The organism is Streptomyces cyanogenus (assembly GCF_017526105.1).
Classification (GTDB): Bacteria; Actinomycetota; Actinomycetes; order Streptomycetales; family Streptomycetaceae; genus Streptomyces; species Streptomyces cyanogenus.
This window is the reverse complement of record NZ_CP071839.1, coordinates 1,520,871-1,534,149: the sequence shown is the minus strand read 5'-3', so window position 1 is coordinate 1,534,149 and position 13,279 is coordinate 1,520,871. Positions and strand designations below refer to the sequence as shown.

Genomic DNA, 13,279 nt, shown 5'->3' with positions numbered 1-13,279 from the left:
ACGAACGAAAGGGGCTTCACGTGCCTCAAGTATCACCCAACCTGATCGCGGCGATCGACACGATCGACCTCTCGGAGGCGGCTGACACGATCCGCCCCACGAACTCCGCCCTCGCCGACCTGCTTGACGCGGTCGATGACGTCGAGCGGGACAGCCTGCACACGATGGTCGAGTGGCCGAACGGCGAGACCGAGTGCAATGAGGACTGCGCTCCGTGCACCGCCAAGTACGCCGCCCAGGTCGTGGCCCACCAGTACCTGCGAGCGATGGCGAGGGCGGCGTCATGAGCGACCTGACCCCGGAGCTGATCGCCGACATCGAGGAAGCCCTCCTCGGCGACTGGGACGACGACGTGATGGCGGTCGTCCGCCAGGGCTACGTCGCCGGTGCTCTGACCGCCTACGCCTGGCGTGACGGCGGCGCCCACATCCCCACCGACACCGAGAACGGGGGCGCGCTGTGAGCGACTACCCGGAGATCGCCGCCCGGTTCACCCGCGACACGGCCGGCCACCAGATGACCGTCCTGCACGACGACGGCCTCTACCGGCACCTGCGGTTCACCAACAACCCGCGCGGCTACGGCGAGTACTGGTTCGACCTGATCACCTGGCCCGGACGGCTGGCCATGTGCGGTGACCTGGGCGACGACTACGTCTTCAGCCGCATGCCCGACATGTTCGAGTTCTTCCGCGCGGACCGCAGGTGGGGCATCAACCCGCACTACTGGGCGGAGAAGCTCGGTGGTGGGCGCCGGTCCGTCAAGGAGTACTCCGAGGAGCTGCTGCGACAGCGAGTCGTGGAGCAGTTCGTCAATGACGCCAAGTGGGGCGGAGTCCCCGCCGGAACAGGCAAGCACCTGCGCACCTGGGTGCTGAACGAAGACCTGAGCGACGAGCACACGGCACGGAACGTGCTGGAGGACTTCGCGTTCCAGGGCTACGAGTTCAAGGACGTCTGGGAGTGGGACTTCCACGACTACGAGTCGTCCTTCATCTGGGCCTGCTACGCGATCCAGTGGGGCATCGCCCGCTACGACCGGGTCCGCAAGTACGGCCTGCAGAAGCTCGCCGTTCCGGCGCCCGTCGAGGGCAAGGCGGGTGAGTCGCGATGACCGTCGACCTGTCCCGTCTGGACGTGCGGCTGCCGGTGGTCGAGGCCGACGCCGCACTGCAGGCCCTGCTCGCCGAGCCGCCCGCCGGCCACACCCCGAACCTGCAGCCCGCCGACTGGTACGAGCGCGTCTTCGACGCCATGGCCTGCGCCCACCCCGAGGCGTGCACGTGCAACACGGAGCCGGTCCGGTGACCGCGGCCGTCGACCCGGCCGACGAAACGCACCCCGCGATCGTCAGCCTGCGGGCCCGGGTCGCCGAACTGGAGGCCCAGCTCGTCGCACTGGAGCGGACCAACTTCGAACTGAAGGCCGCAGCTGAGACGAGCCGCAACTTCCGGGCCGACCGCGCTGCCGGGCACATCATCGACCTCGACAACTGGGGACAGCCGTGAGCCTCACCCTCATACCCGGCCGCACGAACCGGCCCGCCCGCAAGCACCGCGCTATCGACCGGCTCGCCCAGCGTGAGCAGGAACTCGCCGAGCTGCAGCGGCGGCTCGCCGACGCCGACGCGCTGATCCTGCGGCAGGCCACCCGGCTCAGCGAGCTGGAGACGGCCAACGAGCAGCTGGCTGACCGGCTTCAGCAGACGCGGGACGCGCTGATCAACGTCGGCCGGGACCGCGACGCGCTGGAGCGGTACGTCGGCGAACTCGAAGGCCAGGTCGCCGACAGGGACCGGCGTCTCGACATCCGCACCTGGGCTCACGCCGCGGTCACCCGCACGCAGGAGATGCCCGTCGTCGAGGTCGTGCCGCTGCACCGCGCACCGTTCGCCGTAGTTGACGAGGAGGTCGTCGCATGACCGTCCGTCCCCCGATAGTCGGCGCGGCCCTGTGGACCGCGGTGATGAGGAATGCCGGCCACCGGTGTGAGTGCCGGGGCGCCTGCGGCAAGAAACATTCCGCGCCGGGTCAGCGCACGCAGGGCCGCTGCGACCTGGAGAACGGCAAGCACATCTCCAAGCGTGGCGAGGTGGTCCTGATCGCGATGCCGCGGGACCCGATCAACGAGGGCGACTTCGTGACCGCAGCCTCGTTGCCTGCCCGGCGCCTCGCGGCGATGTGCCCCGACTGCTACGACGCGGTCCGCCGAAAGATCGCCAAGGCGATCAAGCAGCTGCCACCGCAGGAAGACGGCCTCTTCGCCGTCGAGGAGTTCCGCGTCAGCCCGGCCAGCAAGAAGCAGGTCGACGTCGGAGCCGCATAAGCCCGTCGGTCGGGCGGTCGACCTCGCGTCCCGTCCGGCCGGCGCGCCCAACTCCACAGCCGCCGCGTGAGCGCACCCCCTCGCGCTCCGCGGCACCCGAGGCGGCTCGCCCCGCAACCCCCCGGTCGGGGCGAGCCGCCACCCATCAGCACACCCATCTGGAGCCTTCATGAACGCCAAGCGCCCCAAGATTCCCGCCGAGGTCGCCTGTCACGTCCTCTCGCACTTCGGTCGTGGCGGCTACCCGGCGGGGGACTGGACCGAGTCCCTGATCAGCCTCATCGACCGCGCCGACGCCGTGAACCGGGTCAAGCTCTGCACCACCTTCCCCGACTACGGCGACGCCATCCTCCTCGCCAAGTACGACGAGAACGGCATCGCTGTCCTGCAGGCCATCGCCCGCGGGCAGGCGGCAGCGTGAGCCCGCTCGCCTGCCGCCAGTGCGGCAACACCGACGGACCGTTCACCCGGGACGGCCTCTGCGAGGACTGCGAGGACGGGACCGGAGCGGCGCCGGCCGAGGTCGAGCCGGGTCTGTATGACATCCCCGCCGACCTGTATCACCGGGACCCGATCCCCGGCGGCAGCCTGTCGTCGACCGGCGCCCGCAAGCTCGTCACCGAGTGCCCCGCCAAGTTCAAGCACTGGCTCGACAACCCGCAGCCCCACAACAAGGCCCTCGAACTCGGCACCGCCGCGCACAAGCTCGTCCTCGACGACGGCCCCGAGCTCGTCCTCGTCGACGCCCCGCGGTGGGACACCGACAGCATCAAGGCCGAGGTCGCCGCGATACGAGCGGCCGGCGACATCCCGCTCAAGCGCCACGAGCTGGAACAGGTCCACGCCATGGCCGCCGAGCTGCGCGCCAACGAGGAAGCAGCCGCCCTGCTGGAGCCCGGCTCCGGACTCGCCGAGATGTCCGCCTTCTGGGAGGACAACGGCGTCTGGCGCCGCTGCCGCTTCGACTGGCTCCGCCACGACGGCCAGATCGTCGACTACAAGACCGCCCGGTCCTGCCGCCGAGCGGACCTGGAGAAGGCATTCAACGAGCACGGCTACCACCAGCAACAGGGCTGGTACGAGGACGGCGGTGAAGCCCTCGGCGTCGCCGACCCCGAGCGCCCGATGCAGTTCGTGGTCCAGGAGAAGGACCCGCCCTACCTGGTCGTGGTCACCACCTGCGACCCGATGGCCCGCAGCATCGGCCGCCACCTCAACGAGGTCGCCCTCAACACCTACGCCATCTGCCGCGAGCGCGGCGAATGGCCCGGCTACCTGCCCAACCCGATGATCTCGCTCCCCTCGTGGGTCGAGCGCCAGTACGCCTAGGAGCAACCCGCATGTCCCAGCTTCCCCAGCCCGTCCGCACCGCGCGGCCCGCCCAGCAGCAGGACGCCCCCGGGCAGTTCGCCTTCCGCCCGGCGAGCAAGGCCGGCCGCAAGGCCCGCCTGTCCATCCAGGGCATGTCCGGCTCCGGCAAGACCTGGACCGGCCTGTCCATCGCCCACGGCCTCTCCGAGGGCCGCAAGTTCGGCGTCATCGACACCGAGGGCGGAGCGGCCAGCCTGTACGCCGGGATCGGCGGCATCCAGTTCGACGCCGTCTCCCTGGACCGCTACGACCCGCGCGACCTCATCCGCATCCTCGACTCCGCCGCCAACTTCGGCTACCCCACCGTCTTCGTCGACAGCCTCTCCCACTTCTGGAAGGGCACCGACGGCACCCTCGACCAGGTCGAGAAGGCCAGCAGCCGGTACGGCGGCAACAAGTTCGCCGGCTGGAAGGACGGCACCCCCATCCAGAACGACATGGTCGCCGCGATCCTCGCCTACCCCGGCCACGTCGTCTGCTCGATGCGCTCCTACACCGAGTGGGTGCTGAACGGCGGCAAGCCCGAGCGGGTCGGTATGCGGCCCGAGCAGCGCAAGGGCATCGAGTACGAGTTCGACGTCGCCGTGGCGATGGACCTGGAGAACACCCTCGAAGTCCTCAAGTCCCGCTGCCCGGACCTCCACCGCAAGGTCATCAAGCGGCCGGTCGGGGCCCGCGACATCGCCGGCCCGCTCCTCGCCTGGCTGAACGCCAAGCCCGAGCCCACCGAGCAGTAGCCCGCACAGCGGAGGCCGCCCGCGGGCAGTGCGGGCGGCCACGGACCAAGTAGACCCCGAGTTCGACTTCGTGGCGAACAACCGCCACATCAAGAAGTCGCGCCCGGTCAACTGACCAGGGAGAACCACGTCATGCATGATCGTGGAACATCGCGTGAAACCAAGCGCGTCAGTGTCGTGCCTTCGAATCCTGGCATGACCTCCATCCAGCCCGCCCTCGACGGCAGCATCCCCGAGCCCAGCAAGACGAAGACCCGGCAGCAGGCCGAGGACTACGAGTCCTGGCTCTCCGTGGTCTGGCCCAAGTTCATAGCCGCCGCCGCTACCGGACGCACCTTCACCTGCTACGAGGTAGCCGACGCCCACCATCTGCCCGACCCGCCCAACCCGCAAGCTCACTGGGGTCGACTGATGACCCTGCTGAAGGACGAAGGCTACGTCCGCACCGCCGGCTGGGCCTGCAGCGACCGACCCAGCGTGCACCACAGCGGCGTCCGCACCTGGCGCGGCACCGCCGCCGCGAGGAGGGCCGCCTGATGGTCCGCTACTTCGCTCTCGCATGGCTGGCCGCGATCGCGGTCGGGACGCTCGTCGGCGCCACCGCTGGTGCCTGCCTCAGCCTCGCCGACTGGGTTCGCGCCCGTCACGGCATCCGCCGCCTCGAACAGCACGCCAACCAGACCAGCATCCGGAAGGAGAAGCCGTAATGCCCCGCCGCACCGGAGAACCGCCGCACCACCACAACCTCACCTGCTACACCAACTACGGCTGCCGCCTCCCCGAATGCGTCGAGCGCTACAACGCAGCAGAGCGGGATCGCCGCAACCGCAAGCAGCAGGGCAACTACCAACGCTTCACCGAAGCCGGACCGGTACGCACCCACGTGCAGCAACTCATCGCGGCCGGAGCCACACCCCGCGGCATCGCCATCAAGGCCAACGTCGGCGACAAAGTCGTCCGGGGACTCCTCCCCACACGGGCCGACGGAACCCGCATGCCCCTGAAGCACCGCCTCGTCGCTGACAACGCCGCCAAGCTCCTCGCCCTCACAGCAGATGACGTCGTACCCCAGTACACGCCGGCCTTCGGAACCATCCGACGGCTGCAAGCACTCGCCGCCGACGGCTGGCCGCAGAAGGTCATCGCTCGGCACGTGGGCCTCTACCCGAGCTACATCAGCCAGTTGCTGTGGCGGGCCAGCACCAACGCCGAACTTCAGGTCCGCGGCAGCACCGCCCTCGCCGTCGCCCGCGCGCACGACGCCCTCCGCGGGAAGAAGCCCACCCGCAATGGCGTGGCCCGCAAGGCCTACAAGCTGGTGCGCGCGGCAGCTCAAGAGCACAACTGGCCGCCTACCAGCTACTGGGACCAGCACCCGGGCGCGATCGACGACCCCCACTTCGAGCCCCTGTACGGCGTCACCCGCCGAGAGATCGTCGCCCAAGACGCCGCCTGGGTCATGCGCACCGCCGGCCTCGACCGGCACGCCGTCGCCGAACGCCTCGGCGTCCACAAGAGCTACCTCGACCACGCCTTCCGCGAGTACCCCCAGTACGCGATCGGGGTGGCCGCGTGAACGGCTCCCGTGTCGGCCACGGCGCCCGCGAGCGCCTGTACGCCTCCACCACTGACACCTTCGACTCGGACAACGACCTCGACTACATCGCCATCGAGTACGCCCTCAACGGCGAACGCGTGAAGCTCACTCCCGCCGAGAAGATCCACGCCGCGCAGATCCTCGCCAACCGCGGCTTCAGCGACAAGGCCATCGGTGACCGCGTCGGATGCAGCGCCTCCACCGTGGACGGCTGGCGGGCCAACGGATGGAAGCCCGGCCCAGCACCCACGCCTCAGCCCCGGCAGAAGCGGCCCGAGCCGGTCTGTGGCGAGCCGCGCATGTACCGCCGGCACCTGAAGAACGGCGAGAAGTGCGACGTCTGCCGGGCTGCGAACGCCGCAGCCGACCGCCGCTACCGACTCACCGGCAGTCAGAGGCCCGCGTGACCGCGGGCCGCCGGCCCCGCGACCGGCCCTAGCAGCAACACACCCCACCCCATCCGAACACAGAGAGGAGGACCGCGTGAACGACATCGCACTGCCGACGCAGGAAGAGGCACGCGCCCTCACCGACCGAATCAAGATCGCTGTTGAAGGAACCTGGCAGCTCATCCGCGAGGCCTACACCACCCGCACCTGGGCGGTCCTCGGCTACGACACCTGGGACGCCTACTGCACCGCCGAGTTCGGCGAGACACGGCTCCGGCTCCCGCGCGAGGAGCGGCAAGAGGTTGTCGCCTCCCTGCGCGACAGCGGTCTCAGCGTCCGGGCTATCGCCTCCGCTACGGGGGTCGGACGAGGGACCGTCGAACGGGATCTTGCAGGTGTCCCATCTGGGACACCTGGCACACGGTCTGTAGTCGGAACCGACGGTCGGGTGTACGCGCAGTCACGGGCGAGCGACGCCGACATCGTGGACGCCGAGTTGGTCGACGAACCCGCCCGCCCCGAGCCTCCAAAGGTCAAGCGACGCCCGCTGCCGGAGGCGTTCACCGACGCCGGCCGCGACCTCACCCGAGCCGCCGAGCGCCTCGCCCGGCTCACCGAAGACGACCGGTTCGCACGCAACCGGGAGACCACCCACCACCAGGTGCCCGAACTCCTCGGCGCCCTGGAACACACCACCCGGCTCGTACAGGCCATGAACCTGCCCACCGCCGAGGCAAGCGAAGAGGCCCGCCGCTGGTGGGCGACGAGCCTCCACAAAATCAGCGACGCCCTCGCCGACGTCGCCAACTCCCTCGAGAAGGAGCTGTAATGCCTAAGCCCAAGGTACCCGCGATCACCGGCCCTCAGTACCGGGTCGTCGACGTCACACCGGCACTCGCCGAGAAGTGGCTCGCCCAGAACACCCACAACCGCAACCTGCGCGAGCGCGCCGTCCTTGCCTACGCCCGCGACATGGAAGCCGGCCACTGGGCCGAGAACGGCGAGTCCATCAAGTTCGCCAAGGGCGCTGTCCTGCTCCTGGAGGGGCAGCCGCCCCTGTACGGCGGAACCCTCCTGGACGGCCAGCACCGCCTCCAGGCGGTCGCGCTCGCCGGAGTCACAGTCAAGCTGCTCGTCGTCACCGGGCTCGAGCACCGCACCCAGGAGACAATGGACGACGGGCGTAAGCGAACCTTGGCTGACGCCCTCGCCCTCCGCAGCGAGCAGAACGCGGTGGCGCTGGCCTCCGTACTCCGGCGCGCCCTGATGTGGACGCAGGGCCAGTACCGCAACACCGGCGCCTACACCCCCACCAACACCGAGTGCCTGACGTTCCTCGAGGAGCACCCGGAGACCCGCGAGTCGGCCAACATAGCCAAGGCTCTGCGAGTTCCCACGAAGCTCCCTTCGTCGGTGCTCGGACTCACGCACTGGGTGTTCACGCAGATCGACGCCGATGACTCCGCCTGGTTCTTCGAGCGACTTGGCACGGGCGCGAACCTCGAGCAGCACCATCCCATCCTGACGCTCCGCAAGCGCGCCCAGGAGCTCGACAAGGAATCCGGCCGGGTCCCCGAGGACGTCCTCCTCGCCTTCGTCATCAAGACCTGGAACGCCTACCGCAGCGGAGAACAGCTCAAGCTCCTCCGCTTCAAGCCGGGCGGTGCCAACCCGGAGAAGTTCCCCCTCCCGAAGTAGCGCCCTGCGGGGCTGCCATCCGTGGCGGCCTCGCCCTTCCCGAACTATCCGCTTCAGCCGAAGGACTACCGCCGTGACCTTGGACGCCATGCACTGGGTGTGGAAACACTCCCAGTCGAGGGGGAACGCCAGGCTCGCCATGCTGTTTGTGGCGGACCAGGTGCGCACGCCGGCGTGCGAAGTGCGGCTGAGTTATGCCGACTTCGTCGAAGCGCTCAACGCGTCCAGGTCCGTCGTCAAGGCGGCCGTACAAAAGGCGGCCGAAAGCGGCGAGCTGGAGATCGTCGAGCAGGGGAAGGGGACGCGCCCCTCGCTCTACAAGCTGCCGAAGGCCGTTGGCTTCACTCGCCCCACCGCTTCTAGTGGGCCGGAATCAGGCCCACTAGACACCCCCCGCGACTCACCTAGTGGGCCGGAATCAGGCCCACTAAGCCCCAATCGTGATCACGCTAGTGGGCCGGAATCAGGCCCAGAGTGGGCCGGAATCAGGCCCTCTAGTGGGCCGGAATCAGGCCCACACTCCCCATCCCCATCACCCAGCAAGCAGGAAGCGCCGGAACAGCCAGCCGGCAGCAGCGACTGGGGGATCCCCGACGAGGTCCGTCCGCTCGTCGACAGCATGACCGCGAGCGGGGTCATCGTCCGCTGGCCCTTCAAGGGCGACCAGTGGTTCCCCGTCATCGCCCTCATCCGTAAATGCGGCATCCCAGCCCTCGTCGCCTACGCCCGCCGGACCGCCGACCGAACCCACATCGACTCAGCCCGCTACTTCATGCGCGGCTGGACCGAACTCCCGCCCGCACCCGCCGCCGGCACACCCGTCGTCCGCCACCTCCGGCCCGTCGCCGGCCAGAGCCCCGAAGACAGGGGGATCTTCTAGTGACCACCGAACTCGAGCCCGACTACACCGGGATCCCGCTCGAGCGCGTACCGCCACAGGACTTCGACGCCGAGCAGTCCGCCCTCGGCGCGTGCCTGCTCACTCGCACCGCACTCCGCGAAGTCCGCGACACCGTCGACATCGCAGCCTTCTACCAGCCCCGCCACCAGCTCATCTTCGCTGCCATCCTCCACATGGACGACCGCGGCCTGTCCGTCGACCAGATCACCCTCGCCAAGTACCTCGCCGACACCGGCGACCTTGCCCGCATTGGCGGCTCCCAGTACCTGTACGAACTCACTCGCGCTGTACCCACCGCCGCCAACGGCGAGTACTACGCCGAGATCGTCCAGGACCGCGGCCTGCGTCGAGCCCTCATCGAACTCGCCACCCGCATGGCGCAGGCCGGCTACGGCACCACCGGCGAGACCAGTGACCTCATCGAAAAGTTCGTCGCCGAAGCGCGCGAACTGCGAGACCGCGGCATGGCCTCCGAAGACCTGCCCGTCGAAGACATCCTCGACTTCGTCAAGAAGGAAGACGTCTACGACTGGGTGGTCCCCGGGCTGCTCGAGCGGCAGGACCGGCTGATCCTCACCGCGTCCGAAGGTGGCGGCAAGTCCACCCTGCTCCGGCAGATGTCCGTCACCCTCTCAGCCGGCATTCACCCGTTCCGCACCTGGGAGATCATCGACCCCGTCAAGGTACTCACCCTCGACTGCGAGAACGGGGAAGCCGCCTCCCGCCGCAAGTTCCGACCCCTCCTCGCTGCCGCCGAGAGCCTCGAGCAGCCGGTACGCCGCGGCCAGTTCCACATCGAATGCCGCCCGGCCGGGCTCGACCTCACCCGCCCTGCAGACCGGGCCTGGGCCATGCGCCGCGTCGAGAAGATCAAGCCCGACGTGCTGATCATCGGTCCCGTCTACCGGCTCCATGCCGGCAACCCGAACGACGAAGAGCTCGCCCGCAAGGTCTCCGTCGTCATCGATGAGGCCCGCGCCACGGCAGGGTGCACCGTCCTCATGGAGGCCCACGCCCCACACGGCAACGGCCTCGGCCCGCGCTCCCTGCGCCCCCTCGGCTCTTCGCTGTGGATGCGCTGGCCCGAGTTCGGCTTCGGCCTGCGGCCTGTCGAGGACGAGAAGTCTGCGCAGAACGTCGAAGGCGCCCGCGGCCGAAGGGTCGTGCCCTGGCGCGGGAGCCGCGACGAACGCGACTGGCCGCACTTCGTCAGGCAGGGCGAGCGCTGGCCCTGGATCTCCTACAAGCCCATCGACGCCGACCCCATCACCGGCTGGAGCGAGACGGGAGCGATCTGGTGACGGACACCTGCCCCCGCTGCTGCCGCCGCAACGTCCCGCCTCGCGCCGAGCGCACCGACGCCGGCCAGATCCGCAGCGCCTACCGCTGCCCCGCCTGCGGCCACGCCTGGATCACCAGCCGACAGCGTGCCGCCTACCCCGCCGCCTAACCCAACCCGAAGGAGAACCCATGTCTTACCCGCAGTTGCTCACCCCGGAAGAGAAGCTCGCCGACGCCAAGGAGCGTCTCAACATCCCGCACGTCGTCGTCATCTGCGGCAGCACCCGGTTCATGCAGCAGATGGCCGACGCCGACCGCTCCCTCACCTGGGCCGGCCACATCGTCGTCAAGCCCGGCTGCGACATGAAGCAGCCGCACCCCCTGTGGGCGGACCCGGCCGCGGCCGAGGCCGGCAAGGCCCGCCTGGACGACCTGCACCGGGCGAAGATCCGCCTCGCCGACGCGGTCCTCGTCGTCGGCGACTACATCGGCGACAGCACCCGGGCCGAGATCGAGTACGCGCGGTCGCTGGGCAAGCCGGTCGAGTTCACCCACCCGCACGTTGACCCCGCCGCCTGATCCCGTCCGCGCCCCCACCGCCCGCCACACCGGCAACCACCCACCACGGAGACACCGATGAGCCAGACCTCCCGCCAGAACCCCGACGGCACTTGGAGCCCTGCCCAGCCCTTGCCGCTTACCCGCGACTTTGACGCCGAGGTCTATGGCACTGGGCCGTGGACGTGGATCGCCTACCGAGCGGGCGTCGAAGCAGCCTCTGGCCGCGCCCGCACCAAGTTCGGCCTACGCGTCGCCCTGCTTCGGGCCCGCGTCCGCACCGCTCGCCCCGCCCAGCCCGCCGTCTGACCGGCCCACCACACCGCAACGGAGACACCATGACCGACCAGCAGCCCGACCTCGACGTCCTGGACGCGCTCGCCGACGCCGCCACCCCCGGACCGTGGACCGTGGACTCATCCATCCCCTACGGACACCGGGTCGGCAGCAGCGACAACGCCGACTGGGTCGCGTGGACCGGCGAGCACGGCGAGACCGGCTCCGAGGCCGACGCCGCGTACATCGCCGCGATGAGCCCCGAGGTGGCGAAGGCGCTCGTCGCCGAAGTCCGCCGCCTCCGCGCCGCCATGGAGGAGATCCGGCACCTGCACAAGGACTCCCCGATGGGCCCCTGCCCCGTCTGCATCGACGCCGACGCCATCGCGGAGGGCCGGGACGGGCTGATGCCGTACCCGTGCCCGACAGGCCGTCTCGCGGGCGCACAGGACTGCGAGCCCGCCGCCCCCGTTGTCCGGTCCGCCGCCGACTGAGGAGCCATACCGTGGCACAGCGCCGGCCGCCCCTGCAGCAATCAGGGGCGGCCGGCACCCCGAACCTACCCGACCACCTGGAGTTGATCGTGAACGACCGCCCGTTCCGCGACGAACCCACCGAGGTGCTGCAAGCCGCCCTCGACCTCGCCAACACCCACGCCCAGCAGGCCGCCCGCTTCCGCCCAACGCAGCCGGACGACGCCCTGCCCGCCGTTGCTGGCCTCTTTCAGGCCGAACTGCAGCACCGAGGCGATCACACGCTCCCGGCGCCGCAGGGCCCCGAGTACAGGCGCTGCAGGGTGTGCAGCCACATCGAGCCCGAACACGAGCCGAACGCTGGCCCCTGCCTGGTCTGCGACTGCGCCGGCTACCAGCTGGTGGAAGCCTCCGCCTGGATCGACGGCGACCCGCTGATGGAGGCCATCGCCGCCGCAGTGTGGGAGCACTGCCGGACCGAAGGCACGAGCCTCGTCGTCGACGACCCGCGGAACATCGCCGCCGCCGTGTCTGCTGTGGTGTCCCCGCCGACGAGCCGGGCCGAACTGAGGGACCGCATCGCCGAGGTGCTGGTCACCACGTCCCGCGAGGAATGGCCTTACACGCCGGGCCAGGAGAAGTGGGACCACCACAAGCACGGCGAGCGGCCCGGCCACACGTACAGCATCTCGTGCGCCCTGTGCACCAACGACGTGGACCGGCTGGCCGATGCGGTGCTGGCCGTGCTCGGCGAGCAGACAGACCGGGCCGCCGAGGCGCTGGCCACGGCGCGCGCCACCAACCAGCGCCTCAACCGGCGCGCCCAGAAGCTGGAGTCGGAACTCGCCGCCTACCGCCGGGCGGTCGCCGACTGGGAGATCAGCGACCGTGGTACCTACGTGCCGCTCCGCACGCTGGCCACGATCGCCAAGGCTGCCGGGATCGACGTGCCCGCCAAGTGGGAGCTGCACCACGAGCGTATCGAGCGACTGGAAGCGGAGCTGCGCCGTCTGGTCGTCGAGCACGGAACCGAAACACGGCAGCAGGACGACACCGAGTGGGCCGAGCTCGACCGGCGGGACGCGCTCATGGACGCGCAGCGCTGGTACGACGAGATGCGGCAGCAGCCCACCGGCGAGGACGTGGTCGAGACACACCGGCTCGCCCTTTCCGAAGCGCTCGGCCTCGGCAGCGGCGCCCCGTGGGACGCGATCCGCGAGCGGGCAGCCGAACTCCACGCCGCCCAGCCCGTCCCTGGGGCGGAGCAGCCCGCGGCAGCCCACTCGTGCCCGAACTGCGAGGGCGTCGACCCGACCAGCTGCCTGGCGAACCCGGGCCGGCAGCAGCCCGCGGCGGCCGACGACGAGGAGACGCCCGTCCACGCCTGCCCCGGCCCGGACGACAACGGCATCAGCCCCTGCTGCGGACGTCAGCCGTTCGACTTCCGCGGCGAGCACCTCACCCGCGACCCCGGCAAGGTCACCTGCCGAGGACCGCGCCCCTGACTCGCCCGGCCTCGGCTGTCACCGTGCGGGCGGCCGGGGCCGAGACGGGGCCAGGAACGCCCCACGCGCCCGCCTGAGCCACGAACAGGCCACGCAAGCCCCGCACTAGCCCCACGCCCGCCACAGCCCCTCCAGCGCCCACACAGGCGCCCGACGAACGGAACCCACC

Annotated in this window: 22 protein-coding genes; all 22 read left to right on the top strand. The window is 70.1% G+C overall.

The annotated features are described in order from the left end of the window. The first annotated feature begins 20 nt into the window (after positions 1 to 20). The 22 genes from S1361_RS06730 (at position 21) to S1361_RS06625 (ending at position 13,110) form a co-directional block, all read left to right on the top strand. Entirely contained in the window at positions 21 to 287 is a 267-nt protein-coding gene (locus S1361_RS06730; protein WP_208030923.1) for a hypothetical protein, read from the top strand. Beyond that, positions 284 to 463 carry a hypothetical protein gene (locus S1361_RS06725; protein WP_208030922.1) on the top strand — a complete coding sequence of 60 codons (180 nt, stop codon included), beginning with the start codon at positions 284 to 286 and terminating at the stop codon, positions 461 to 463. The genes S1361_RS06730 and S1361_RS06725 overlap by 4 nt, the downstream gene beginning before the upstream one ends. Then, positions 460 to 1,113, top strand: a complete 654-nt coding sequence (locus S1361_RS06720) for a hypothetical protein (RefSeq protein WP_208030921.1) — start codon at positions 460 to 462, stop codon at positions 1,111 to 1,113. The genes S1361_RS06725 and S1361_RS06720 overlap by 4 nt, the downstream gene beginning before the upstream one ends. After that, complete coding sequence (locus tag S1361_RS06715; RefSeq protein ID WP_208030920.1) at positions 1,110 to 1,307, top strand: hypothetical protein; 198 nt, start codon at positions 1,110 to 1,112, stop codon at positions 1,305 to 1,307. Before S1361_RS06720 ends, S1361_RS06715 begins: the two co-directional genes overlap by 4 nt. Then, positions 1,304 to 1,507 (top strand): hypothetical protein, encoded by a 204-nt coding sequence (locus S1361_RS06710; RefSeq protein WP_208030919.1) that lies wholly within the window; start codon positions 1,304 to 1,306, stop codon positions 1,505 to 1,507. The genes S1361_RS06715 and S1361_RS06710 overlap by 4 nt, the downstream gene beginning before the upstream one ends. Continuing rightward, positions 1,504 to 1,920, top strand: coding sequence for a hypothetical protein (locus S1361_RS06705; protein WP_208030918.1), 417 nt, complete (start codon positions 1,504 to 1,506; stop codon positions 1,918 to 1,920). Before S1361_RS06710 ends, S1361_RS06705 begins: the two co-directional genes overlap by 4 nt. Then, complete coding sequence (locus S1361_RS06700) at positions 1,917 to 2,324, top strand: hypothetical protein (RefSeq protein WP_208030917.1); 408 nt, start codon at positions 1,917 to 1,919, stop codon at positions 2,322 to 2,324. Before S1361_RS06705 ends, S1361_RS06700 begins: the two co-directional genes overlap by 4 nt. Before the next feature lie 169 nt (positions 2,325 to 2,493). Next, positions 2,494 to 2,745 (top strand): hypothetical protein, encoded by a 252-nt coding sequence (locus S1361_RS06695; protein WP_208030916.1) that lies wholly within the window; start codon positions 2,494 to 2,496, stop codon positions 2,743 to 2,745. Continuing rightward, a complete protein-coding gene (locus tag S1361_RS06690; RefSeq protein ID WP_208030915.1) occupies positions 2,742 to 3,653 on the top strand; it encodes a PD-(D/E)XK nuclease-like domain-containing protein in 912 nt (303 codons plus the stop codon). The genes S1361_RS06695 and S1361_RS06690 overlap by 4 nt, the downstream gene beginning before the upstream one ends. An 11-nt stretch (positions 3,654 to 3,664) precedes the next feature. Beyond that, positions 3,665 to 4,432: an ATP-binding protein gene (locus tag S1361_RS06685; RefSeq protein ID WP_208030914.1), complete on the top strand. Its 768-nt coding sequence runs from the start codon at positions 3,665 to 3,667 to the stop codon at positions 4,430 to 4,432. A gap of 195 nt (positions 4,433 to 4,627) precedes the next feature. Beyond that, the gene (locus S1361_RS06680) at positions 4,628 to 4,969 is read left to right on the top strand and encodes a hypothetical protein (RefSeq protein ID WP_208030913.1); all 342 of its coding nucleotides are present in this window, start codon (positions 4,628 to 4,630) and stop codon (positions 4,967 to 4,969) included. After that, on the top strand, positions 4,969 to 5,139 hold the full coding sequence (locus S1361_RS06675; RefSeq protein WP_208030912.1) for a hypothetical protein: 171 nt from the start codon (positions 4,969 to 4,971) through the stop codon (positions 5,137 to 5,139). The genes S1361_RS06680 and S1361_RS06675 overlap by 1 nt, the downstream gene beginning before the upstream one ends. After that, on the top strand, positions 5,139 to 6,008 hold the full coding sequence (locus S1361_RS06670) for a hypothetical protein (RefSeq protein WP_208030911.1): 870 nt from the start codon (positions 5,139 to 5,141) through the stop codon (positions 6,006 to 6,008). Before S1361_RS06675 ends, S1361_RS06670 begins: the two co-directional genes overlap by 1 nt. Further along, positions 6,005 to 6,436 carry a helix-turn-helix domain-containing protein gene (locus S1361_RS06665; protein ID WP_208030910.1) on the top strand — a complete coding sequence of 144 codons (432 nt, stop codon included), beginning with the start codon at positions 6,005 to 6,007 and terminating at the stop codon, positions 6,434 to 6,436. Before S1361_RS06670 ends, S1361_RS06665 begins: the two co-directional genes overlap by 4 nt. 76 nt (positions 6,437 to 6,512) lie before the next feature. Continuing rightward, a complete protein-coding gene (locus tag S1361_RS06660) occupies positions 6,513 to 7,247 on the top strand; it encodes a helix-turn-helix domain-containing protein (RefSeq protein ID WP_208030909.1) in 735 nt (244 codons plus the stop codon). Beyond that, positions 7,247 to 8,116 carry a hypothetical protein gene (locus S1361_RS06655; protein WP_208030908.1) on the top strand — a complete coding sequence of 290 codons (870 nt, stop codon included), beginning with the start codon at positions 7,247 to 7,249 and terminating at the stop codon, positions 8,114 to 8,116. Before S1361_RS06660 ends, S1361_RS06655 begins: the two co-directional genes overlap by 1 nt. Positions 8,117 to 8,735: 619 nt before the next feature. After that, positions 8,736 to 8,996, top strand: coding sequence for a hypothetical protein (locus S1361_RS06650; RefSeq protein WP_208030907.1), 261 nt, complete (start codon positions 8,736 to 8,738; stop codon positions 8,994 to 8,996). Further along, positions 8,996 to 10,318 (top strand): DnaB-like helicase N-terminal domain-containing protein, encoded by a 1,323-nt coding sequence (locus S1361_RS06645; RefSeq protein ID WP_208030906.1) that lies wholly within the window; start codon positions 8,996 to 8,998, stop codon positions 10,316 to 10,318. Before S1361_RS06650 ends, S1361_RS06645 begins: the two co-directional genes overlap by 1 nt. Continuing rightward, a complete protein-coding gene (locus S1361_RS06640; protein ID WP_208030905.1) occupies positions 10,315 to 10,467 on the top strand; it encodes a hypothetical protein in 153 nt (50 codons plus the stop codon). Before S1361_RS06645 ends, S1361_RS06640 begins: the two co-directional genes overlap by 4 nt. A gap of 20 nt (positions 10,468 to 10,487) precedes the next feature. After that, complete coding sequence (locus tag S1361_RS06635; protein WP_208030904.1) at positions 10,488 to 10,877, top strand: hypothetical protein; 390 nt, start codon at positions 10,488 to 10,490, stop codon at positions 10,875 to 10,877. A gap of 317 nt (positions 10,878 to 11,194) precedes the next feature. Then, positions 11,195 to 11,626: a hypothetical protein gene (locus S1361_RS06630; RefSeq protein ID WP_208030903.1), complete on the top strand. Its 432-nt coding sequence runs from the start codon at positions 11,195 to 11,197 to the stop codon at positions 11,624 to 11,626. An 11-nt stretch (positions 11,627 to 11,637) separates the two neighbouring features. Then, complete coding sequence (locus tag S1361_RS06625) at positions 11,638 to 13,110, top strand: hypothetical protein (RefSeq protein WP_208030902.1); 1,473 nt, start codon at positions 11,638 to 11,640, stop codon at positions 13,108 to 13,110. Positions 13,111 to 13,279: the final 169 nt, after the last annotated feature.

Bases quoted from the DNA above. Each gene is read 5' to 3' on its own strand.
- S1361_RS06630 (WP_208030903.1), top strand. From the start codon at position 11,195: ATGACCGACCAGCAGCCCGACCTCGACGTCCTGGACGCGCTCGCCGAC.
- S1361_RS06675 (WP_208030912.1), top strand. From the start codon at position 4,969: ATGGTCCGCTACTTCGCTCTCGCATGGCTGGCCGCGATCGCGGTCGGG.
- S1361_RS06635 (WP_208030904.1), top strand. From the start codon at position 10,488: ATGTCTTACCCGCAGTTGCTCACCCCGGAAGAGAAGCTCGCCGACGCC.
- S1361_RS06695 (WP_208030916.1), top strand. From the start codon at position 2,494: ATGAACGCCAAGCGCCCCAAGATTCCCGCCGAGGTCGCCTGTCACGTC.
- S1361_RS06685 (WP_208030914.1), top strand. From the start codon at position 3,665: ATGTCCCAGCTTCCCCAGCCCGTCCGCACCGCGCGGCCCGCCCAGCAG.
- S1361_RS06650 (WP_208030907.1), top strand. From the start codon at position 8,736: ATGACCGCGAGCGGGGTCATCGTCCGCTGGCCCTTCAAGGGCGACCAG.
- S1361_RS06680 (WP_208030913.1), top strand. From the start codon at position 4,628: ATGACCTCCATCCAGCCCGCCCTCGACGGCAGCATCCCCGAGCCCAGC.
- S1361_RS06715 (WP_208030920.1), top strand. From the start codon at position 1,110: ATGACCGTCGACCTGTCCCGTCTGGACGTGCGGCTGCCGGTGGTCGAG.
- S1361_RS06725 (WP_208030922.1), top strand. From the start codon at position 284: ATGAGCGACCTGACCCCGGAGCTGATCGCCGACATCGAGGAAGCCCTC.
- S1361_RS06655 (WP_208030908.1), top strand. From the start codon at position 7,247: ATGCCTAAGCCCAAGGTACCCGCGATCACCGGCCCTCAGTACCGGGTC.
- S1361_RS06670 (WP_208030911.1), top strand. From the start codon at position 5,139: ATGCCCCGCCGCACCGGAGAACCGCCGCACCACCACAACCTCACCTGC.
- S1361_RS06700 (WP_208030917.1), top strand. From the start codon at position 1,917: ATGACCGTCCGTCCCCCGATAGTCGGCGCGGCCCTGTGGACCGCGGTG.